Source organism: Rhodococcus gordoniae (assembly GCF_001646655.1).
GTDB lineage: Bacteria > Actinomycetota > Actinomycetes > Mycobacteriales > Mycobacteriaceae > Rhodococcus > Rhodococcus gordoniae.
Map to the genome: position 1 here is coordinate 80,276 of NZ_LPZN01000013.1, position 22,002 is coordinate 102,277.

18 protein-coding genes are annotated in these 22,002 nt (G+C 68.6%); 10 read left to right on the forward strand and 8 right to left on the reverse strand.

The window, feature by feature from the left end; genetic code table 11:
- Positions 1 to 20 precede the first annotated feature (20 nt).
- Positions 21 to 395, reverse strand: a complete 375-nt coding sequence (locus A8G18_RS07275; RefSeq protein WP_016932612.1) for a hypothetical protein — start codon at positions 393 to 395, stop codon at positions 21 to 23.
- A 161-nt stretch (positions 396 to 556) separates the two neighbouring features.
- Between A8G18_RS07275 and A8G18_RS07280 the strand changes: the two genes are divergently transcribed.
- The 9 genes from A8G18_RS07280 to proB all read left to right on the forward strand — a co-directional run bounded on the left by A8G18_RS07280 (position 557) and on the right by proB (position 12,842).
- Positions 557 to 3,217, forward strand: coding sequence for a valine--tRNA ligase (locus A8G18_RS07280; protein ID WP_064063337.1), 2,661 nt, complete (start codon positions 557 to 559; stop codon positions 3,215 to 3,217).
- Entirely contained in the window at positions 3,214 to 4,635 is a 1,422-nt protein-coding gene (gene folC, locus A8G18_RS07285; RefSeq protein ID WP_026002945.1) for a bifunctional tetrahydrofolate synthase/dihydrofolate synthase, read from the forward strand. The genes A8G18_RS07280 and folC overlap by 4 nt, the downstream gene beginning before the upstream one ends.
- Positions 4,632 to 5,036: a DUF4233 domain-containing protein gene (locus A8G18_RS07290; RefSeq protein ID WP_016932615.1), complete on the forward strand. Its 405-nt coding sequence runs from the start codon at positions 4,632 to 4,634 to the stop codon at positions 5,034 to 5,036. The genes folC and A8G18_RS07290 overlap by 4 nt, the downstream gene beginning before the upstream one ends.
- A 17-nt stretch (positions 5,037 to 5,053) precedes the next feature.
- On the forward strand, positions 5,054 to 5,470 hold the full coding sequence (ndk, locus tag A8G18_RS07295) for a nucleoside-diphosphate kinase (RefSeq protein ID WP_016932616.1): 417 nt from the start codon (positions 5,054 to 5,056) through the stop codon (positions 5,468 to 5,470).
- A 448-nt stretch (positions 5,471 to 5,918) separates the two neighbouring features.
- On the forward strand, positions 5,919 to 9,245 hold the full coding sequence (locus A8G18_RS07300; protein WP_064063338.1) for a translation initiation factor IF-2 N-terminal domain-containing protein: 3,327 nt from the start codon (positions 5,919 to 5,921) through the stop codon (positions 9,243 to 9,245).
- Between the two features lie 234 nt (positions 9,246 to 9,479).
- Positions 9,480 to 9,791, forward strand: coding sequence for a 50S ribosomal protein L21 (gene rplU, locus A8G18_RS07305; protein WP_006551183.1), 312 nt, complete (start codon positions 9,480 to 9,482; stop codon positions 9,789 to 9,791).
- A gap of 36 nt (positions 9,792 to 9,827) precedes the next feature.
- On the forward strand, positions 9,828 to 10,091 hold the full coding sequence (rpmA, locus tag A8G18_RS07310) for a 50S ribosomal protein L27 (protein ID WP_016934951.1): 264 nt from the start codon (positions 9,828 to 9,830) through the stop codon (positions 10,089 to 10,091).
- Between the two features lie 138 nt (positions 10,092 to 10,229).
- Positions 10,230 to 11,687, forward strand: coding sequence for a GTPase ObgE (obgE, locus tag A8G18_RS07315; protein ID WP_064063339.1), 1,458 nt, complete (start codon positions 10,230 to 10,232; stop codon positions 11,685 to 11,687).
- Positions 11,688 to 11,738: 51 nt separating this feature from the next.
- Complete coding sequence (proB, locus tag A8G18_RS07320; protein WP_016935406.1) at positions 11,739 to 12,842, forward strand: glutamate 5-kinase; 1,104 nt, start codon at positions 11,739 to 11,741, stop codon at positions 12,840 to 12,842.
- 6 nt (positions 12,843 to 12,848) lie between these two features.
- Here proB and A8G18_RS07325 read toward each other — a convergent pair whose 3' ends face one another.
- A complete protein-coding gene (locus A8G18_RS07325; protein ID WP_064063340.1) occupies positions 12,849 to 13,694 on the reverse strand; it encodes an NAD-dependent protein deacetylase in 846 nt (281 codons plus the stop codon).
- Between the two features lie 5 nt (positions 13,695 to 13,699).
- Positions 13,700 to 15,238 (reverse strand): ATP-dependent DNA ligase, encoded by a 1,539-nt coding sequence (locus A8G18_RS07330; protein WP_064063341.1) that lies wholly within the window; start codon positions 15,236 to 15,238, stop codon positions 13,700 to 13,702.
- A gap of 124 nt (positions 15,239 to 15,362) precedes the next feature.
- Here A8G18_RS07330 and ligD point away from each other — a divergent pair, with 124 nt between their 5' ends.
- Positions 15,363 to 16,310, forward strand: coding sequence for a non-homologous end-joining DNA ligase (gene ligD, locus A8G18_RS07335; RefSeq protein ID WP_064063342.1), 948 nt, complete (start codon positions 15,363 to 15,365; stop codon positions 16,308 to 16,310).
- A gap of 38 nt (positions 16,311 to 16,348) precedes the next feature.
- Here the strand turns inward: ligD and A8G18_RS07340 are convergent, their stop codons facing one another.
- From A8G18_RS07340 to A8G18_RS07360, 5 genes are all read right to left on the reverse strand, one after another.
- On the reverse strand, positions 16,349 to 17,284 hold the full coding sequence (locus A8G18_RS07340) for a D-isomer specific 2-hydroxyacid dehydrogenase family protein (protein WP_064063343.1): 936 nt from the start codon (positions 17,282 to 17,284) through the stop codon (positions 16,349 to 16,351).
- 49 nt (positions 17,285 to 17,333) lie between these two features.
- Positions 17,334 to 17,732, reverse strand: a complete 399-nt coding sequence (locus tag A8G18_RS07345) for an ectoine synthase (protein WP_064063344.1) — start codon at positions 17,730 to 17,732, stop codon at positions 17,334 to 17,336.
- Between the two features lie 58 nt (positions 17,733 to 17,790).
- Positions 17,791 to 19,080: a diaminobutyrate--2-oxoglutarate transaminase gene (gene ectB / locus A8G18_RS07350; RefSeq protein ID WP_064063345.1), complete on the reverse strand. Its 1,290-nt coding sequence runs from the start codon at positions 19,078 to 19,080 to the stop codon at positions 17,791 to 17,793.
- A gap of 61 nt (positions 19,081 to 19,141) precedes the next feature.
- Positions 19,142 to 19,612, reverse strand: a complete 471-nt coding sequence (gene ectA, locus A8G18_RS07355) for a diaminobutyrate acetyltransferase (RefSeq protein ID WP_064063403.1) — start codon at positions 19,610 to 19,612, stop codon at positions 19,142 to 19,144.
- Positions 19,613 to 19,864: 252 nt separating this feature from the next.
- Complete coding sequence (locus A8G18_RS07360; protein ID WP_064063346.1) at positions 19,865 to 21,997, reverse strand: RecQ family ATP-dependent DNA helicase; 2,133 nt, start codon at positions 21,995 to 21,997, stop codon at positions 19,865 to 19,867.
- Positions 21,998 to 22,002: the final 5 nt, after the last annotated feature.

Here is a 22,002-nt window from a genome sequence, read left to right on the forward strand (position 1 = left end):
CGGGGGGTGTCGACCGCCTGTTACGCGGGCGGTCGCGGCTGGTCGCCCGGCGACGCGGGCGGACGAGTGGGCTCGTCGGTGGCCGGGGTCGACTCACTCGTAGACGAGCCGGTGTGCGTCGCCGCGTGTTGGCCGGACCCGCTCTGACCGCGATGGGTGACCTTCTCGGCGAGACCGCCCACCGTTTCCTGGAGCTGTGGTGCCTTCTCCTTCACGACGGAGGCCGCTTCGGTCACCTTGTCCTGTACGGCAGGTATGACCTTGTCCTGTACCGCCGGGTTGTGCCACAGCTCGTTCGAACGTCCCCGCATCTTGTCGTAGGTCTCGCGGCCCGCCCGGGTCCCCGCGACGAATCCCGCAGCTGCACCTGCAGCGAAGATCAATGCCCGCATCATGACGGGGTCCTCCGTCCTGTCAGTTCGGCGTCCGCGCATTCGGCGGCCCGGCAATGCGATACCCGGTCGGGGACCGGGCCACACCCTCCGGTCCTGGCCCCTGTCCGGTTCTGTCGCGGCCCCTGTCCAGGAGGTTCGCGTCCGACGCTTACGATTGACGGGTGACCAGTGCGCCAGAGAACTCGCAGAACCCCGCCGACGCCCTTCCCAAGAGCTGGGACCCCAGCGCCGTCGAAGCGGAGCTCTACCAGCAGTGGGTGGACGCCGGCTACTTCGAGGCCGACCCCACGAGCGACAAGCCCGGGTACTCGATCGTCCTGCCGCCGCCGAACGTCACCGGCAGCCTGCACATGGGTCACGCCCTCGACCACACCCTCATGGACGCACTCTCCCGCCGGAAGCGCATGCAGGGCTACGAGGTGCTGTGGCTGCCCGGCATGGATCATGCCGGTATCGCCACCCAGACCGTCGTCGAGAAGCGGCTCGCCGCCGACGGCAAGAAGAAGGAGGACCTCGGCCGCGAGGCCTTCATCGACAAGGTCTGGCAGTGGAAGGCCGAGTCCGGCGGCACGATCCAGGGCCAGATGCGTCGTATCGGCGACGGCGTCGACTGGTCGCGCGACCGCTTCACCATGGACGAGGGGCTTTCCCGCGCTGTCCAGGTGATGTTCAAGCGCCTCTACGACGAGGGCCTGATCTACCGCGCCGAGCGACTGGTCAACTGGTCGCCCGTGCTGCAGACCGCGATCTCCGACATCGAGGTGAAGTTCGAGGAGGTCGAGGGCGAACTCGTCTCCCTGCGCTACGGCTCCCTGAACGACGACGAGCCGCACGTGATCGTCGCCACCACCCGCGTCGAGACGATGCTCGGCGACACCGCGGTCGCGGTCCACCCCGAGGACGAGCGCTACAAGGACATCATCGGCACCACGCTCGAGCATCCCATCACGGGTCGGCAGATCCCGATCATCGCCGACGACTACGTCGACCCCGAATTCGGTACGGGCGCAGTGAAGATCACGCCTGCGCACGACCCCAACGACTTCGAGATGGGTCTGCGGCACGACCTGCCGATGCCCACGATCATGGACAAGGCCGGTCGCATCGCCGATTCGGGTACGCGCTTCGACGGCATGGACCGCTTCGAGGCACGCGTCGCGATCCGCGAGGAACTCGCCGCGCAGGGACGCGTCGTCGCCGAGAAGCGCCCCTATCTGCACAGCGTCGGCCACTCCGAGCGGTCCGGCGAGACCATCGAACCGCGCCTGTCGATGCAGTGGTGGGTCAAGGTCGACAAGCTCGCGAAGGCCGCCGGTGACGCAGTGCGCAACGGCCACACCGTCATCCACCCCGCGAGCCAGGAACCGCGCTGGTTCGATTGGGTCGACAACATGCACGACTGGTGCATCTCGCGTCAGCTGTGGTGGGGTCACCGCATCCCGATCTGGTACGGCCCGAACGGAGAGGTCCAGTGCTTCGGCCCCGACGAGACCGCACCCGACGGCTGGGAGCAGGACCCGGACGTGCTCGACACGTGGTTCTCGTCCGGCCTGTGGCCGTTCTCGACGATGGGCTGGCCGGAGAAGACCCCCGAACTCGACAAGTTCTATCCCACCAGCGTTCTCGTCACCGGCTACGACATCCTGTTCTTCTGGGTCGCGCGCATGATGATGTTCGGCACCTACGTGTCGGGCGACGACGCCGTGCACCAGGCGCAGGTGCCGTTCCGGGATCTGTTCCTGCACGGCCTGGTCCGCGACCAGTTCGGCAAGAAGATGTCCAAATCGCGCGGCAACGGCATCGACCCGCTCGACTGGGTCGAGCGCTTCGGCGCCGACGCCCTGCGCTTCACGCTGGCGCGTGGTGCGAACCCCGGTGGCGACCTCGCCGTCGGTGAGGACCACGCCCAGTCGTCGCGCAACTTCGCGAACAAGCTGTTCAACGCGACCAAGTTCGCGCTCATGAACGGTGCGGTGATCGGCGAGCTCCCCGCCCGCGAGCAGCTGACCGACGCCGACCGATGGATCCTCGACCGCCTCGAGCAGGTGCGCACCGAGGTCGACGCCGCCTTCGACCACTACGAGTTCTCCAAGGCGTGCGAGGCGCTCTACCACTTCGCGTGGGACGAGGTCTGCGACTGGTATCTCGAGCTCGCCAAGGTCCAGCTCGCCGAGGGCAGCGTTCACGCCGACGGCACCAAGGTCGTGCTCGGCACCGTCCTCGACCAGCTGCTGCGCCTACTGCACCCGGTCATCCCGTTCGTCACCGAGACCTTGTGGAAGGTGCTCACCGGCGGCGAGTCCGTGGTGATCGCGTCCTGGCCCGAGACGTCCGGAGTGCCCACTGACGACACCGCGGCGCAGCGTGTCGCCGACCTGCAGAAGCTCGTCACCGAGATCCGCCGATTCCGGAGCGACCAGGGCCTCAAGCCGTCGCAGAAGGTGGCGGCCCGGCTCGTCGACGTCGAGGACGCGGATCTCGTCGCCCAGGTGCCGGCCGTGCAGTCGCTCGCGCGCCTGACCGAGCCGGAGGACTCGTTCTCGGCCACGGCGTCGATCGAGGTCCGGTTGAGCCGCGCGACGGTCACCGTCGAGCTCGACACCTCCGGCAGCATCGACGTCGGCGCCGAGATCGCGCGCCTGCGAAAGGATCTCGCCGTCGCGGAGAAGGAACTGGCGGGCACCTCGGGGAAACTGTCGAACGAGGCGTTCCTCGCCAAGGCACCCGATCAGGTGGTCGAGAAGATCCGCGGTCGCAAGCAGATCGCCGAAGAGGAGATCGCGCGGATCACCGCGCGGCTGAAGGAGCTGGGCGCGGCGTGAGCACCGATACCCCGGGGTCGCCGTCCCCGGTGGACCTCGCCGAACTGACGCTCGTCGAGGCCGAACTCGACAAGCGGTGGCCGGAGACGAAGATCGAACCGTCCCTGGCGCGGATCGCCGCGCTCATGGACATTCTCGGGTCGCCGCAGAACAGCTACCCGTCGATCCATGTGGCAGGCACCAACGGCAAGACGTCGACCACCCGGATGATCGATGCGTTGCTCACGCGCATGCATCACCGGGTCGGTCGCACGACGAGCCCGCACCTGCAGCTCGCGACCGAGCGGATCAGCATCGACGGTGCCCCGGTCTCGCCGCGCACCTATGTCGACACCTACCGCGACATCGAACCGTACGTCCGGATGATCGACGAGCAGTCCGAGGCGGCCGGTGGGCCGAAGATGAGCAAGTTCGAGGTGACCACCGCAATGGCGTTCGCGGCCTTCGCCGATGCCCCGGTCGACGTCGCCGTCGTCGAGGTGGGTCTCGGCGGACGCTGGGACGCCACCAACGTCGTCACCGGGCAGGTCGCGGTGATCACTCCCATCGGTATCGACCACACCGGCTATCTCGGTGACACCCTCACAGAGATCGCGGGGGAGAAGGCCGGGATCATCAAGAAGGCACCGGACGACGGTCTCGTGCCCCGCGACACCGTGACGATCATCGCGCAGCAGGAACCCGAGGCGATGGAGGTGCTGCTGCGGCAGGCCGTCGAAGCCGACGCGGCCGTGGCCCGTCAGGGCTCCGAGTTCGCGGTGGTCCGGCGCGCGGTCGCCGTCGGCGGACAGCAGATCGACCTGCAGGGTCTCGGCGGTCTCTACACCGACATCTTCCTGCCGCTCCACGGCGAGCACCAGGCCCACAACGCGTCGGTCGCGCTGGCCGCGGTCGAGGCGTTCTTCGGGGCGGGCCCCGGCAAGCAGCTCGACGTGGAGGCGGTGCGCGACGCGTTCGCGTCGGTGACCACACCGGGCCGGCTCGAACGGGTGCGCAATGCACCCACCGTCTTCCTCGACGCCGCGCACAACCCGCACGGCGCGAAGGCCCTGGCGGCCGCGCTCGCCCAGGAGTTCGACTTCCGCAAGCTCGTGGGCGTCGTGAGCGTGATGGCCGACAAGGACGTCGCGGGTCTGATCGAGGCGCTCGAACCGGTCTTCGACGAGATCGTCGTCACGCACAACGGGTCGCCGCGGGCGATGGACGTCGACGATCTCGCGAACATCGCCGTCGCCCGATTCGGCGACGAACGGGTCGTCACCGCGGCGACGCTCCCGGATGCGATCGAGACCGCGATCGCGATCGCGGAGGAGGTCGGCGAGCCCGGCGAAGCGGTGTCGGGCGCCGGGGTCGTGGTCACCGGTTCGGTGGTGACCGCAGGTGCGGCCCGCAGTCTGTTCGGAAAGGATCCCGCGTGAGCAACGACAAGCCGGAGGAACAGAAGTTCCGGCCGCCGACGACGGACCCCTGGAAGGGTTTCCGGGGCGTGATGGCGGGGACACTCGTGCTCGAGGCGATCGTGGTCCTGCTGGTGCTGCCGGTCATCGCGACCGTCGGTGGGGGACTGAGCGCGTGGTCGACGACCTACGTCGTGGGCCTCGCCGTCCTGATGTTCCTCGGCGCCGGGGTGCAGAAGAAGTCGTGGGCGATCCCGTTCAACATCACCCTGCAGGTGCTCGCCGTGCTGGGTTTCTTCGTCGACCTCGCGTTCGGCGCGGTGGGCGTGCTCTTCGCCGTGGTATGGGCGTACATCTTCTACCTGCGTAAAGACATCAGGGATCGCGAATCCAGGGGTCTGCTCCCGGGCCAGCGGGACTGAACCTCTAGGCTTGTCGCGTGACTGAGCGGACCCTGGTACTGATCAAGCCCGACGGCGTCGCACGCCGTCATGTCGGAGAGATCCTCGCGCGCATCGAGCGGAAGGGTCTGGACATCGTGGCTCTCGAGCTGCGTACGGCGACCGAGGAGGTCGCCGGAGCGCACTACGCGGAACACGAGGGCAAGCCCTTCTACCCCTCGCTGATCGAGTTCATCACCGGTGGTCCGCTCGTGGCGGCGGTCCTCGAAGGCCCCCGCGCGATCGCGGCCTTCCGGCAGCTCGCCGGTGGCACCGATCCGGTCGAGAAGGCCGTTCCCGGCTCGATCCGCGGCGATCTCGGCCTGGATCCGGGCGAGAACCTGGTCCACGGCTCCGACTCGGTGGAGTCCGCCGAGCGCGAGATCGCTCTCTGGTTCCCCGCCCTGGCGAAATAGCAACCCTGTACCGGCCGGCGCGCCTGGCGTGTCGCCCACGAAACCGTTCGGGCGTCGCGCTTCGCGCTTCCCGACACCCCCGACGGCGCCCTCCGGGGCGCCGTTGGCGTATCCGGACATCTCCGTGTGGGATACTGGCAGAGGTTGCCCCGCACACACCGCGTGCGGAGCGGCCGAACGACATCACGGATCGATGCCCGACATCGCTGTGGCCGAGGACGAAGGAGACACCCTCGCTCGGCGGCACGCTGGATGTTCCGGCGCTCGACCCGCGATCAAGCCAGGCATTGCTCGGCCGTGCAGTGAAAACGGGCACCGGACGACCGCGCGATGCGAGACCGGAAGGACTCGCGCCCACCCGGCGCGAGTACACAAGCTGCGCCCCCGCGTGGCCGCTCACATCGCTGTAGTCGGTGGTGGACGCGCCCGGGGGCCTTAGGAGACCTACGTGGCCGATCAAGAGCCGCCGGAAGACAACTCGATCGAAGCGTCGGACGCAGAGGGACGAAACCTCCTCGGTCTGCCTGCCAAGATCCGCGTCCATGCCCTCGCCAAGTTGCTGGGGCTGACCAGTAAGCAGGTGATCGCGAAAGCCGCCGAGCGTGGCACCGAGCTGCGCAGTGCGCACTCGACGCTCCCTCGCGACGTCGCGGAGGACCTGCACGCCGCGCTGAGCGATACAGGTACGCCCGAGCCTGCAGTGCAGGAAGCCGAAGCGGCTCCCGAAGCCCCAGCCGCCGAGCCCGCAGCAGAGCACACCCCCGAGCGCGCAGCCGAGACGGCGCCCGAGCCCGCGAAGGCAGAGGCAGAGGAGACTGCCGAGGTTGTGCCGGTCGAGAGCGCCGAGGCTGTGCCGGTCGAGAGCGCCGAGGCTGTGCCGGTCGAGAGCGGAGAGCTCCGGCCCGCCGAGAAGGCCTCGGACGAGGCCGCGCCGCAGGCAGTGGAGACCCCGTCCGTCGGAGGACCCACCGGGCTGTTCACGTCCGTGGAGCAGAGCACGCCGCTGTTCGAGATGCCCGAGCCGTCCACCACGGCCGAGTCGATCGTCGCCGCGCCGCTGTTCCTGCAGCCCGAGGTACCCTCGCCCGCCGAGGAGGAGACCCGTCCGCGGCGGCGACGTGCGCGTCGCGGCAAGGACGCCGAGCAGCCGGTGGCAGAGGAAGAGCAGCAGCCCGCCGAGTCCGCCGAAACGGCCGCCGCCGAGTCCACCGAGGAGGCGACCTCGTCGCAGGCCGAGGAAGACCAGGACGACCAGCCGCGTCGCCGTCGTCGCGGACGTCGCGGTCGTGGGCGGGGCCGTGGGGACGGTACCGACGTCGAGCAGGACGAGACCACGGCGACCGGGGAGGACACCGAGTCGTCCGCCGCGGAGGCAGAGGAGTCCCCCGCCGAGGACACGTCCTCCACCGAGAAGGACATCACCGAGGAATCGACCTCGGGCGACGAGCAGAGCACCGACGAGCACGACGAGGACGACGAGCAGGGCGGGACGTCGCGTCGTCGTCGCCGCCGCCGTCGTCGTCGCGGTTCCGCCGACACCGACACCGCGAGCACCGAGGACGACTCGGTTCCCACGGTCGTCCACGAGCGGGAGCCGCGTCCGAAGAGCCGCGTCAAGGACGAGGTCCAGGGCATCAGCGGTTCGACGCGTCTCGAGGCGAAGCGTCAGCGTCGCCGCGACGGCCGCGAGGCGGGTCGCCGTCGGCCCCCGATCCTCACCGAGTCCGAGTTCCTCGCGCGTCGTGAGGCCGTCGACCGGGTGATGGTCGTGCGTGAGCGCACAGGTGGCGCCCATGCGGGAATGACGCAGGTCGCCGTGCTCGAGGACGGCATCCTCGTCGAGCACTTCGTCACGACCTCCGGGTCGGCATCGATGGTCGGCAACATCTACCTGGGCCGCGTGCAGAACGTGCTGCCGTCCATGGAGGCCGCGTTCATCGACATCGGCCGCGGACGCAACGGCGTGCTCTACGCCGGCGAGGTGAACTGGGAGGCCGCGGGCCTCGGCGGCAACTCGCGCAAGATCGAACAGGCCCTCAAGCCCGGCGACCAGGTGGTCGTGCAGGTCAGCAAGGACCCGGTCGGCCACAAGGGTGCGCGTCTGACCACCCAGATCAGCCTGGCCGGACGCTTCCTGGTGTACGTGCCGGGTGGATCGTCCACGGGCATCAGCCGCAAACTGCCCGACACCGAGCGCAAACGTCTCAAGGACGTCCTCCGCGAGATCGTCCCGGCCGAGGCGGGCGTGATCATCCGCACCGCTGCCGAGGGCGTGAGCGAGGAGGAACTCTCGCGCGACGTCACCCGGCTGCAGACGCAGTGGGAGGCGATCCGTGAGCAGTCCGAGAAGCTGCAGGCCGACGCCTCGGGACAGCCGAAAACCCTCTACGAGGAGCCGGATCTGCTCGTCAAGGTCGTGCGCGACCTGTTCAACGAGGACTTCTCCAAGCTCGTCATCGAGGGCGACTCTGCGTGGAACACCGTCGAGAGCTACATCCGCACGGTCGCGCCCGACCTGCTGCCTCGCGTCGAGCGCTACCGCTCGGAGAACTCGGTGGACGTCTTCGGCGCGCACCGCATCGACGAGCAGCTCGCGAAGGCACTCGACCGCAAGGTGTGGCTGCCCTCCGGCGGCACGCTCGTCATCGACCGCACCGAGGCGATGACCGTCATCGATGTCAACACCGGCAAATTCACCGGTTCCGGTGGCAATCTCGAGGAGACGGTCACCCGTAACAACCTCGAGGCGGCCGAGGAGATCGTCCGGCAGATGCGCCTGCGCGACATCGGCGGCATGATCGTCGTCGACTTCATCGACATGGTGCTCGAGTCCAACCGCGATCTCGTGCTGCGGCGCCTGACCGAGGCACTCGGCCGGGACCGCACCCGCCACCAGGTCTCGGAGGTCACCTCGCTCGGCCTGGTCCAGATGACGCGTAAGCGGCTCGGGACCGGTCTCGTCGAGGCGTTCTCCACTACCTGCGAACACTGCGGTGGCCGTGGCCTCATCGTGCATTCGGAGCCGATCGAGTCGAAGTCCTCGGACGATTCGGGTCGTTCGTCCGGTGGCGGTTCGCGCCGCAAGCGCGGACGCGACAAGAGCTCGCAGGAGCCCGCCGCCGAGATGCCCACGCATTCGCCCGACGAGGTGGTCAAGCGTGCACCGCATCCTGTGGCGCTCGCGATGGCCGCGCACAATTCGGCACCGGCCGAGGAGGCGCCGGCGACCGGGACGGCGCCGGAGGCTGCTGCCGTGCCGGCACCGGCCGCCAAGGTCGATCCGGTCAAGGTCACCGAGCCGTTGAATGCCGTCGAGCCGGAGAAGGTCGCGGCACCGACGAAGGGCTCCGTCGCCGGGGAGGACGCCACCACGGTGACGACCGCCTCCGACGAGCCCGCCGAGATCGAAGCAGAGGTCGCAGCGGCCGAGTCCGCAGTCGGGGAGACCGCCGTGTCCGAGGCTGCCGCAACGGCGGCTGCCGGCTCCGAATCTGCACAGAGCACCGACGGAGCGGCTTCCGCCGGCGCCGCAGAACCGGCCCCGCGTCGCCGTCGTGCACGCAGGGTCGCCCGGGCAGCCGCCGCGCCTGCCGGGGAGACAGGGCCGGAAGCCACGGTGTTCGTCGTCCCCGTCACGGCCGACGCTTCTACCGGAGCCGAGCCGGAGTCCCCGCCGAGCACACCGGTGGAGACGCCGGTGGAGATCGTGCGGCGGCCGCGTTCGCGGCGCGCCGCAGGGCGTCCCGCGGGTCCGCCCGTCGACGCCGAGGCGTGACCTTCCGCTTCCGGGCCGGTCCACGACCGGCCCGGAAGCGGCACGACCACGCCGCCCGGTTTGACCCTGGGAGTCACCTTCCCGTAATCTTGTTCAGTCGCTACTCGGCGATAGTGCCCAGCCGCGTCCGGATTCAGGATGCCGGCGGGACCCGAGGCAGCAACCACACCAGACCAGTCGCGTCCGCAGCACTGTGGCGCGAGCACGTTCGAAGAAGCAAGGGGTAGCCGTCCGATGGCAACGTACGCGATCGTCAAGACCGGCGGTAAGCAGTACAAGGTCGCTGAAGGCGACCTCGTCAAGGTCGAGAAGATCGAGGGTGAGCCCGGCGCTGCTGTCTCGCTTGCCCCGGTCCTCGTCGTCGACGGATCCGAACTGACCACCGACGCCGACAAGCTGGCCAAGGTCTCGGTCACCGGCGAGATCGTCGAGCACACCAAGGGCCCGAAGATCCGCATCCACAAGTTCAAGAACAAGACCGGGTACCACAAGCGCCAGGGCCACCGTCAGAAGCTGACGGTCGTCAAGGTCACCGGCATCAAGTAAACCGAGCTTCGAGCTTCAACCCCAGGAGGGTTCGTCATGGCACACAAGAAGGGTGCATCCAGCTCCCGTAACGGTCGCGATTCGAACGCACAGCGACTCGGCGTAAAGCGCTTCGGTGGCCAGGCCGTCAACGCCGGCGAGATCATCGTGCGCCAGCGCGGCACCCACTTCCACCCCGGCGTGAACGTGGGACGCGGCGGCGACGACACGCTGTTCGCTCTCGCGGCCGGTGCCGTCGAGTTCGGTACCAAGCGCGGTCGCAAGACCGTCAACATCGTTCCGGCTACGGCAGACGCCTGATCTGCCGTCCGGTACGGACACCGCGGGGACATCTCCCGCGACATACTCCCAATAGGGGCGGGCCAGGGTCGCACACCCTGACCCGCCCTTGTTGCGTTGATCACCACGTTTGTTCTTAGGACGAGAGAAGGTCCACCCATGTCCCGCTTCATCGACCGGGTGGTGCTGCACGTCAGCGCCGGCAAGGGCGGCAACGGCTGCGCCTCCGTCCACCGCGAGAAGTTCAAGCCGCTCGGCGGCCCCGACGGGGGTAACGGAGGCAACGGCGGCGACGTCGTCCTCGAGGTCGACCGCAATGTCCACACCCTGCTCGACTTCCACTTCCACCAGCACGCGAAGGCGACCAACGGGGCCCAGGGCGCCGGCGGGCACCGCAACGGTGCCAACGGCGGCGACCTCGTCCTGAAGGTTCCCGACGGCACCGTCGTGCTCGACGGCCAAGGCCGGATCCTCGCCGATCTCGTGGGAACCGGTACGCGTTTCGTGGCCGCGCACGGTGGTCGCGGTGGTCTCGGAAATGCTGCGCTCGCGTCGAAGGCGCGCAAGGCACCCGGTTTCGCGTTGCTCGGTGAAGAAGGCGAGGAACTGGATCTCGTCCTCGAGCTGAAGTCCGTCGCCGACGTCGGCCTCGTGGGCTTCCCGTCGGCCGGCAAGTCGTCTCTCGTGTCGGTGCTCTCGGCGGCCAAGCCGAAGATCGCCGATTATCCGTTCACCACTCTCGTGCCGAATCTCGGTGTGGTGCAGTCGGGCGACACGACCTTCACCGTTGCCGACGTGCCGGGTCTGATCCCCGGTGCGAGCGAGGGTCGCGGTCTCGGCCTCGACTTCCTGCGGCATCTCGAGCGCTGTGCCGTACTCGCACACGTCGTCGACTGCGCGACCCTCGAACCCGGCCGCGACCCGATCTCCGACATCGACGCGCTCGAGGCCGAACTCGCTGCCTACCAGCCTGCCCTGTCGGGCGACAGCGGACTCGGCGACCTGGCCGAGCGTCCCCGCATCGTGATCCTGAACAAGGCCGACGTGCCCGACGCGAAGGAACTCGCCGAGTTCGTCACCCCCGAACTCGAGGCGCGCGGATGGCCGGTCTTCACGATCTCGGCCGTGAGCCGCGACGGGCTGCGCCCCTTGACGTTCGCCCTCGCGAAGATGGTCGACGAGTACCGGGCGGCGCACCCTCCGGCCGCGCCCACCCGCCCGGTGATCCGTCCCGTCGCCCGCGACGAGGAGGCCTTCACCGTGGTCCGCGATCCCGAGGTGCCCGGCGGATTCGTCGTGCAGGGCACACGTCCCGAGCGGTGGGTGCGCCAGACGGCCTTCGACAACGACGAAGCGGTGGGTTATCTCGCCGACCGCCTCGCACGTCTCGGGGTCGAGGACAAGCTCGTCAAGCTCGGCGCGGAACCCGGATGCTGGGTCACCATCGGCGAGGTCGGCTTCGAGTGGGAACCGCAGACGCAGGCCGGCGTGGATGTCGTGCCGACCGGTCGCGGCACCGATGCCCGTCTCGATCAGGTCGACCGCGTCGGCGCCGCCGAACGCCGCCACGCCAAGAAGGTGCGCCGCGGCCTGGCCACCGACGACGAGTTCGAGTAGCCGGCCCCGCCTTCCCATCGATCAGGAAGTCCGAAGCGTACCGAGGAGAACATGAGCGACACTCGGGAGGTCATCTCCCAGGCCCGCAGCGTAGTGGTCAAGATCGGGTCGTCGGCGATCACGAGCCTGGTGGGTGGGCTCGATCGCAGCAGGCTCGACCGTCTCGTCGACGCCATCGAAGGCCGGATCGGCACGGGCGCGAGCGTCGTCGTGGTCTCGTCCGGCGCCGTCGGTGCCGGTCTCGCACCCCTCGGCCTGACCAGCAGGCCGCGGGATCTCGCGACGAAACAGGCCGCGGCGAGCGTCGGGCAACTCGCCCTCGCCCACGCGTGGGGTACCTCCTTCGCCCGCTACGACCGCACCGTGGGCCAGGTGCTGCTCACCGCCGACGACATCGGCCGGCGCACCCAGCACCGCAACGCGCAACGCACGCTCGACCGCCTGCGCTCGCTCGGGGCGGTTCCGGTGGTCAACGAGAACGACACCGTCGCCACCGTCGAACTGCGCTTCGGCGACAACGACCGCCTCGCCGCGCTGGTCGCGCATCTCATCGGCGCCGACGCGCTGATCCTGCTCTCCGACGTCGACGGCCTGTACGACGGTGATCCGCGTAAGGGCGCCGCGAACCTCATCCCCGAGGTGCGCACCCCCGAGGATCTGGACGGCGTGGTCGCCGGATCGGGTGGGGCTCTCGGCACCGGTGGCATGGCGTCGAAACTGTCCGCGGCCCGCCTCGCGGCGGATTCCGGGGTGCCGGTGCTGCTCGCCGCGGCCTCCCAGGCCGACCGCGCTCTTGCCGCCGCCGACGTCGGCACGGCCTTCGCCGCTCGTCCCCAGCGCCTGTCCGCGCGGCGCTTCTGGGTGCGTCACGCCGCCGACGTGCACGGTTCGCTGTATCTCGACGAGGGTGCCGTGCGGGCCGTGATGGAACGGCGCCGCTCGCTGCTCGCTGCCGGGATCACCGGCACCAGTGGCGGTTTCCACGCCGGCGACGTCGTGGGCATCGTCGCGCCCGACGGCCGCACGGTCGCTCGCGGTGTGGTGGCCTACGACGCGTCCGAACTCGATTTCATGATCGGCTTCTCCACGGGTCAGCTGCCGCCGGATCTCCAGCGACCCGTCGTGCACGCGGACGATCTCGTGCGGGTGGTCTGACCGCCGTCACAGACCGGGCGCGGTCACCGCATCGGCCAGGAACGCGAGCGTCTCCGACGTGCCGGCGTCGAGCTTGAGAGTCGCCAGCGCATCACCGCGCGTAGCGCCACGATTGATCACCACCACCGGGATGTCCTGCTGCGCGGCGCGGCGCACGAAACGCAATCCCGACTGCACCGACAGCGAACTCCCGGCGACCAGCAGGGCGTCGGCGCCGTCCACCACCGAGAAGGCGAGATCGACGCGCGGGCGCGGCACCGTCTCCCCGAAGTACACGATGTCGGGCTTGAGCATCCCGCCGCAGCGCTCACAATCGACCACGACGAAGTCCTCGGTGTCGGTGACCACCGCGTCGGCGTCGGGAGCGACCTCGAGGCCGGTCGTCGCGCGGACCCGGTCGTCGAATCCCGGATTGGCCGCGCACAGCCGTTCGTGCAGCGTGAACCGGGAGATGCGGTATTCACACGACAGGCACCGGACCTGCGCATAGGTGCCGTGCAGGTCGACGACCCGGCGGCTGCCGGCCTTCGTGTGCAGCAGGTCGACGTTCTGGGTGATCACACCGACGACGGATCCGGCGCGTTCGAGGGATGCGAGGGCACGGTGCCCGGCGTTGGGCCGGGCGGCGTCCATGTGTCTCCAGCCGACATGGTTGCGGGCCCAGTAACGCTGCCGGAACTCCGCATCGCCGACGAACTGCTGGAAGGTCATCGGATTGCGCGGGGGCGAGTCCGGTCCGCGATAGTCGGGGATACCGGAATCCGTCGACAGGCCGGCGCCGGTGAGAACGGCGATCCGACGTCCGTGCAGGAGCGTGTGCAGGTCGTCGGAGCGGAGTGAAAGGTCGATCACCCCATCTACGGTAGGCCGGTTCCGGAAACCGGCGCTGTGGGCAGGAGCGCACGGACCGCGTCGATCGTGTCGGCGTCGCCGGCCGACTTGTCGGGTCGGTAGCGCAGCACCCGCGCGAACCGCAACGCGACCCCGCCCGGATATCGGCTGCTGGTCTGCACCCCGTCGAGTTCGATCTCGACGACGATCGCGGGTCGGAGGTGGACGGTGTGCTCGTCGCGATGCGACTCGTACCGCGGGAATTCCTCTGTCTGCCACTGCAGCAACGCATCGGTGAGGCCCTTGAAGGTCTTTCCGACCATGATCGGTGGGCCGCCGTCCGGGTCGCGGGCGCCCAGGTGCAGATTCGACAGGAAACCGGTGCGGCGCCCGTATCCCCATTCCGCGGCGAGCACCACGAGATCGAGGGTGTGCTCCGGTTTGACCTTCTGCCACGCCCGGCCCCGGCGGCCGGCGGTATAGGTCGACGTGAGCGACTTCACCATGACGCCCTCGTGGCCGTTGCCGAGCGAGTCGCCGAGATGGGCCTCGGCGCTGTCGGCGTCCGGAGCGACCAGCGTCGGGATGCGATGTTCACCCGCGACGCGGGCGAGATGGTCGAGTCGTACCGACAACGGCTCGTCGAGCAGGTCGTCGCCGTCGAGGTGCAGGCAGTCGAAGAAATACGGGTGCAACAGCAGTTCGCGTTCGGAACGGGCACCGAACCGGCTCATGGTCTCCTGGAACGGCCGGGGACGCCCGGAATCGGTGAGCGCGAGCGTCTCGCCGTCGAGCACGACACTGCGACAGGGAAGTGCCCGTACGAGATCGACCAGTTCGGGTACCGAAGTGGTGATGTCGCGCAGGGTGCGGGTGAAGATCCATACGGCGTCGTCCCGGCGGTGCACCTGGATGCGGGCACCGTCGAGTTTGTACTCCACGCTCACGGCACCGTCGAACTCGGTGAGCGCGGCGTCGAGGGATTCGGCGGGGGAGGCGAGCATCGGCCGGACCGGTCGGCCGAGTTCGAGGCCGAACCCGGCGAGGGCGTCCACACCGCCCTCGAAGGCCGCTGCTGCGGCCTGGGCCAGCCGGCCGGACAACATCACCGCCCGGCGGACCGGCTCCACCGCGAGACCGGCCGCGGCCGCGACCGCATCGGTCATGACCCCTTCGAGAGCTCCCTGTCTCAGCTCACCTCCCAGGAGTGCGACGAGGAACCGCTGCTCGGCCTCGGTGGCCTGCTCGAACAGTTCCATGAGCAGGTGCTGCCGCGCGGCGGCGGATCCGGGTCCGGAGATGCCGGCGAGCCGGTCGAGCAGGCCCGAGACCTGGTCCACGGAGAGTGTCGGCTCCGCGGCGACCGGTGCGGACAGAGCTGCGAGGGTGCGGAAGCCGACCCCGAGGCGACCCTGTGTCATCTCCCCGGACAGCCATGAGACCACCGATTCGACCTCGTGGGGTTCGGCACGGTCGAGCAGTTCACGTAGCAGGTCGATCTTGGTGCGTCGTGACCGTGTGGCGGCGACGGCGACGGAGGTGTCGACAACCGAGTGCAGCAGCATCGCTTCGACGTTAGCGTCCCGCTGTGCCGGGCGGAGGAAATCGTGCGCCGGTGGTGTATTTCCTCACCGAGGCGGGAATCGAGAGGCGAGGATGGTGCACGAGAGGGAAAGGCGGGAGGCGCCGATGAGCAAGGACGCCGATGCAGTCGAGCTCGACGTGGACGGTCGCACGGTGCGTATCTCGCACCCCGAGCGCGTGTACTTCCCCGAGATCGGGGCGACCAAGCTCGACCTCGCGAACTACTACCTGAGCGTGGGGGAGGGGATCGTCCGGGCGCTCCGCGAACGGCCCTGCATGCTGCACCGGTTCCCCGACGGGCTCGAAGGGCAGAAGGTGCACCAGAAGCGGCTGCCCCGCGGGGCGCCGGACTGGGTGGAGACCGTCCGGGTGCACTTTCCGCGCTACGACCGTGATGCCGACGAGCTGTGCGTCACCCATCTCGCCGACGTCGTGTGGGCCGTGCAGATGTCGACCGTGGAGTTCCATCCTTGGAACTCGCGGCGCAGCGACGTGGAGCGGCCCGACGAGTGGCGGATCGACCTCGACCCGATGCCCGACTGCGATTTCGGCCGGGTCCGGCGCGTCGCGGCGGTGGCGCACGAAGTGCTCGACGAGCTCGGTGCCGTGGGCTGGCCGAAGACCTCGGGAGGAGACGGTCTGCACATCTACGTTCGCATCGCACCCGAATGGGGTTTCGACGACGTCCGAAGGGCCGCATGGGCTTTCGCACGTGAAGTGGAACGGCGCGCATCCGGCGACGTGACGACGGCATGGTGGCGCAAGGAACGCGACCCGGCGGCGGTCTTCGTCGACTACAACCAGAACTCGCGCGACCACACGATCGCCAGTGCCTATTCGGTCCGCGGTGTGCCCGGGGCGACGGTCTCCACCCCCGTGCGGTGGGACGAGATCGACGATCTCGACCCGAGGGACTTCACGATCCGGACCGTACCGCAGCGCGTCGAGGAGCTCGGCGACCTGCACGCGGGTATCGACGACGCGGTCTTCTCCCTCGGTCCGTTGCTCGAATGGGCGGAGCGCGACGAGAAGCAGGAGAAGGGGTCGGAGTGAGCCCGGTGGCCTCGTGGGCGTGGCCTGACAGCCGCGGCCTAATATCCGGCGCTGGGGTCGACGACCCCGATCGGTACGAGTCCGGATGCGAAGCGCGTGACGTTCTCGGTGACGTGCTCGAGATAGGCCGGGATACGTAGCGGCGGCGGATTGGAATCGTGGGGTGTGATCACGGCGTTGGGCAGGGTCCACAACGGATGATCGTCCGGGAGCGGTTCGGGGTCGGTGACGTCGAGACCTGCGCCGCCGATCGCGCCGGACCGGAGTGCGGCGACGAGGGCATCGGTGTCGACGAGTTCGCCGTGGGACACGTTGACGACCCACGCCGTGGATTTCATCGCGGTGAGTTCAGTGGCGCCGACGAGGGTCTCGACGTCTCGGGTGGCCGTTGCGGAGATGACGAAATGATCTGCGAGAGGCCATAACTCGTCGATCCGTTCGACGGGGAATGTCTCGACGGCCCCGGGTACGGGACGGCCGCTCCGGGTGACGGCGAGGGTGTGGGCGCCCAGTGCGGCCAGCATCGGGATCAGCGCCCGGCCGACACCACCTGCGCCGACGATCCCGACGGTCGCGCCCCGGAGGGTGCCGACGGCCGGAGCGAGGCTCTCGGGTGCCCACGATGTGGCGGCCAAGTGCGCCGGTAACGCCCGGACCCCGGCGAGGAGAAGGAGAAGGGCATGTTCGGCGACGGCCGCCGAGTACGCGCCCGCGGCGGACGTCCAGGTGACCCGCGGGTGGGCCTTGACGACACCCTGCGACAACCAGTACTCGACTCCGGCGGAGGGGAGCTGCACCCAGCGGACGGAGGCGGGTAGGGCCTCGGGGAAGTTCTGTGGCCCGGCAGTCCAGACGAGCGCGTCGGGGGCGTCCTCGAGCCTGCAGCACACACCGCCCCCAGCCGCGACCGCCCGTTCGAAGCGGGGGTCGCGCTCGGGACCGACAGCGATGCGGGGCGCACGCTCGGGAGTCATGTTCTCGACTCTAAGCGTCCGCCCCGCATCGGTCACGTGGTTACCGCGCTCAGGCGGGTTCCTCGATCAACGGGTACACACCGTTCTCGTCGTGCACCTCGCGGCCGGTCACCGGGGGGTTGAAGACGCAGAGCATGCGCATCCGCGTCTCCGGGAGCACACGGTGACGTTCGTGCCCGTCGAGCAGGTACATCGAGCCCGGAGCGAGCTCGTACTCCACGTCGTTGTCGAGATCCTGCAGCTTGCCGGTGCCCTCGACCAGCCACACGGCTTCGACGTGGTTGGCGTAGTGGAACTCGTTGACGGTGCCGGGCTCGATGGTCGTCTCGTGGAACGAGAAGCCCACCTTGTCGCCGGCGAGGATGATGCGCTTGCTGCGCCACTGGCCGTCCTCGGAGACGACATCGCGCTCGGTGCCGGTGATCTCTTCTGTCGTGCGAACGATCATGGGTGTCGAAAGTCCTTCTTCTGCAAATCGGTTCGGGACGGGCGGAGAAGCGGACCGCTCAGGAGCGGACCTTGGCGGTCGCTTCCGCGAGGATGTTGAGCCCGAACTCGAGTTCGTCGTCGGTGATGGTCAGCGGCGGCAGCAGCTTGACCACCTCGTCCGACGGGCCGGAGGTCTCGGCGAGCAGACCCTCCTCGAAGGCCAGGGCACAGACCTTCCCGGCGTCGTCCGGGTTCTCGAAGACCAGACCCTGGACCAGGCCGCGGCCGCGGGTCGAGACGCCGTCGAACATGTCGGACAGGTTCATGAAGGTCTGACGGATGCGCTCGCCCTTGCGCAGGGTGTCGCGCTCGAGCTTGTCGTCGGACCAGTAGTGCTCGAGGGCGGCAGCGGCCGTCACGAAGGCCGGGTTGTTGCCGCGGAAGGTGCCGTTGTGCTCGCCCGGCCCCCACACGTCGAGCTCACGCTTGAACAGGGTGAGCGCCAACGGCATTCCGTAGCCGCCGATCGACTTGGACAGGGTCACGATGTCGGGCGTGATGCCGGCGATCTCGAACGAGAAGAACGGACCGGTGCGGCCGCAGCCCATCTGCACGTCGTCGACGATGAGCAGGATGTCGCGTTCCCGGCACAGGTCGGCGAGAGCGCGAAGCCATTCGGGGCGAGCGACATTCACGCCACCCTCACCCTGCACGGTCTCGACGATGACCGCGGCGGGACGGTTGAGTCCGCTGCCCGCGTCGTCGAGGACGCGCGAGAACCACTGGAAATCCTCGGTGACGCCGTTGAAGTAGTTGTCGAACGGCATCGGCGTGGCGTGCACGAGGGGGATGCCTGCGCCGGCGCGCTTCATGGAGTTACCGGTCACCGACAGGGCGCCCAGGGTCATACCGTGGAAAGCGTTGGTGAAGTTGATGATCGACTCGCGGCCGGTGACCTTGCGGGCGAGCTTGAGCGCCGCCTCGACCGCGTTGGTGCCGGTCGGGCCGGGGAACTGGACCTTGTAGTCCAGGCCGCGGGGTGCGAGCACGTGGGACTCGAAGGTCTCGAGGAGCGTGCGCTTGGCGACGGTGTGCATGTCGAGGCCGTGGGTGATGCCGTCGCCCATGATGTAGTCGACGAGCGCCGACTTGAGAACAGGGTTGTTGTGGCCGTAGTTCAGGGCTCCGGCGCCGGCGAAGAAGTCGAGGTAGTCCTTCCCGTCCTCGCTGCGCAGCCAGGATCCCGATGCCTTGTCGAAAACGACGGGCCAACCGCGGCTGTAACTGCGGACCTCGGATTCGAGGTGCGAGAAAATTGCGGTGTCGGAATTGGGCGTGGTCTCGGGCTTGTTTTCCAGGATGGTCATGTCGTGGTCCTCCTGTGATTATTCGAAGATTATGGGATTTCCGCGCGCAGATGCGCTGCGATCATTCGCCGACGGTGTACAGATCCTCGGCCAGGTGGGAATCGGGGAAATCGTCGGGTGCAAACAACTCTGTGCGAGTGATATGCGTTCCACGGCGACGTGCGAGAGCGGTGAACATTGCGATCGATGCCTCGTTGTCGGGGCTCACCGTCGTTTCCAGACGGGTCACGCCGAGCGGCTCGAGTCGGTCGAGGAGGGCATCGAGCATGCGGCCCGCCACTCCGCGTCCACGCTGCTCGGCGTCGACCGCGACCTGCCAGACGAACAGTGTGTGCGGGGAATCGGGACGGCGGTAGCCGGTCACGAACCCCACAGGGCGATCGGTATCGTCGGTTGCGACAACCGATGTGTCGGCGAAATCGCGACACCACAACACATATGCGTAACCGGAATTGACGTCGAGAACCTGCGAATCACGCGCGATCTGCCAGAGTCGTCTACCGTCGGCGATACGCGGACGCCGGAATTCGATTGCAGCCGGCTCACTACCGGACTCGGATGCGGCTACGCCCCGAGGGGTGGTCGCGATATTCGATTCAGCCGAGTCGGGGGTCGGGGTACTTCTTTCCTTGACGGGCCTCATATGTCCTTTCAACCTAACAACTTCCGGTATCGAGATCACCTCGATGCCCGGAATCGGGATCGGAACCCTGTGGTCCGTGCAGGTGGAGCGCATGTTGTGATACCGGTCACAAACATGTTACGTCGGTCCTCCTCGTGGCGATTACTTCGGGCTCGCGAGTGCGTACGGCAACACCGCGTCGGCTCCCGCGGCGACGAGGGTTCTCGCCGCCATGGTGAACGTCCAGCCGGTGTCGGTCACCGCGTCGACGAGGAGGATCGGACCACTCGACCCGACCGTGTCGGGTTGTTCCCACGCATCGATCAACGCGGCGACCCGGTATGCCGAGTTCGCTGCCGTGGGCTCCGTATTCCCGCTACGGCGTCGTAGTACACCTAGATCTCGTAATCGTCCGATTTGTGCCAATCGTGACGCGAGGGACTCCACGAGGAGGGGGTGGTCGGGGGATTCCAGCGCCATGACCGCGGTCGGTCGTTCCTCCCAGTCCCACGCGGCGAGCACCGCGATCGACGCGTCGACCACCGCCTTCGGTACCTCGCGATCCGGCCCGTCGAGCAGTTCCCGGAGCCGAGGCCCCCAGCCCAGATCCGACAGCCGACCCAGGACGCGGCCGGGACGAGGTCCGTCCGCGATCCGTCCCGACAGGGGAATCCCGAGCGTCGACATCCCGGTGGGCCACTGGCGTCGCGGCGGCAGATCGACGCCGGGGCGTTCGAGTCGGGCCCGGGTCCGGGCGACCTCGTCGTCGCCGACGGAGGTCGCCCATCGGGAGCCGGTGCAGTTGTCGCAGCGACCGCAGCCGATGCCCTGCGCATCGAGTCCGGGGTCGTCGAGCTGGCGACGCAGGAAGACCATGCGGCATTCGGTGGTGTGCTCGTATTCGAGCATTGCCTCCTGCTCCGCCGCGCGTGCCTCCTCGAGGCGCCCGTACCGCTCGTCGTCGTACACCCACGGCTGCCCGGTGGCGATCCAGCCACCCTTGACCCTCTTCACGGCTCCGTCGACATCGAGAACCTTGAGGACCATCTCCAGGCGTGAGCGGGTGAGGTCGACCCGAGGTTCGAGGGCGGGGGTCGACACCGGCCGTTCGATATCGAGCGCCGCGATCACACGACGGACGAGAGTCTCGTCCGGGAAGGCGACGGACGCGAACCACTGCCAGATCCGGCGGTCTTCCGGGCCGGGGAGCAGGACCACCTCGGCGCGGTCGGTGGAGCGACCCGCGCGCCCCACCTGCTGGTAGTAGGAGATCGGCGACGACGGGGCGCCGAGATGGACCACGAAGCCGAGGTCGGGTTTGTCGAAACCCATGCCGAGTGCCGAGGTGGCGATGAGTGCCTTGACCTTGTTGTCGAGCAGGTCGGCCTCGAGTTGTTCGCGTTCGGTCGGTTCGGTCTGCCCGGTGTACGCGGCCACCGCGTAACCGTGGTCGGCCAGGAGCGCTGCGAGGTCGCGGGCGGCGGAGACCGTCAACGCGTAGACGATGCCCGATCCCGGCAGGTCCTTCAGATGCTGCGCGAGCCACGCCGCACGTCGTGCCGGCTCGTCGATCCGCACCACCGACAGGTGCAGCGACGGACGGTCGAGCCCGCCGCGCAGCACGAGTGTCTCGCCGGGGCCGGGATCGCTGCTTCCGTCGACATCGGCGTTCCCGCCCACACCGAGTTGTGCGGCGATGTCCGCCACCACCCGATCGTTGGCGGTCGCGGTCGTCGCCAGCACCGGGATGTCGTCGCCGAGTTCGGAGACGAGGGTGCGGATACGGCGGTAGTCGGGCCGGAAGTCGTGACCCCAGTCCGACACGCAGTGCGCCTCGTCGACGACCACCAGTCCGGCATCGCGGGCGAGAGACGGTAGCACCTGGTCGCGGAAGTCGGGATTGTTGAGGCGCTCGGGGCTCACGAGGAGCACGTCGACCTCGCCCGCCGTGATCTGCTCGTGGATCGAGTCCCACTCCGTGACATTGCCGGAGTTGATGGTTGCCGCGTGGACGCCGGCCCGCTCGGCGGCCGCGACCTGGTTCCGCATGAGCGCGAGCAGCGGCGAGACGATCACGGTCGGACCCCGGCCCTGTCGACGCAACAACTTGGCGGAGATGAAGTAGACGGCCGACTTCCCCCAGCCCGTGCGCTGCACGACGAGGGCGCGGCGACGGTGCACCACGAGCGCTTCGATCGCGACCCACTGGTCGTCGCGGAGCCGGGCGTCGGGACCCGCCAGCTCGCGGAGGAGATGCTCGGCGTCGTCGCGCAACAGCTCGGTGGAGTTCGTCATGCTGC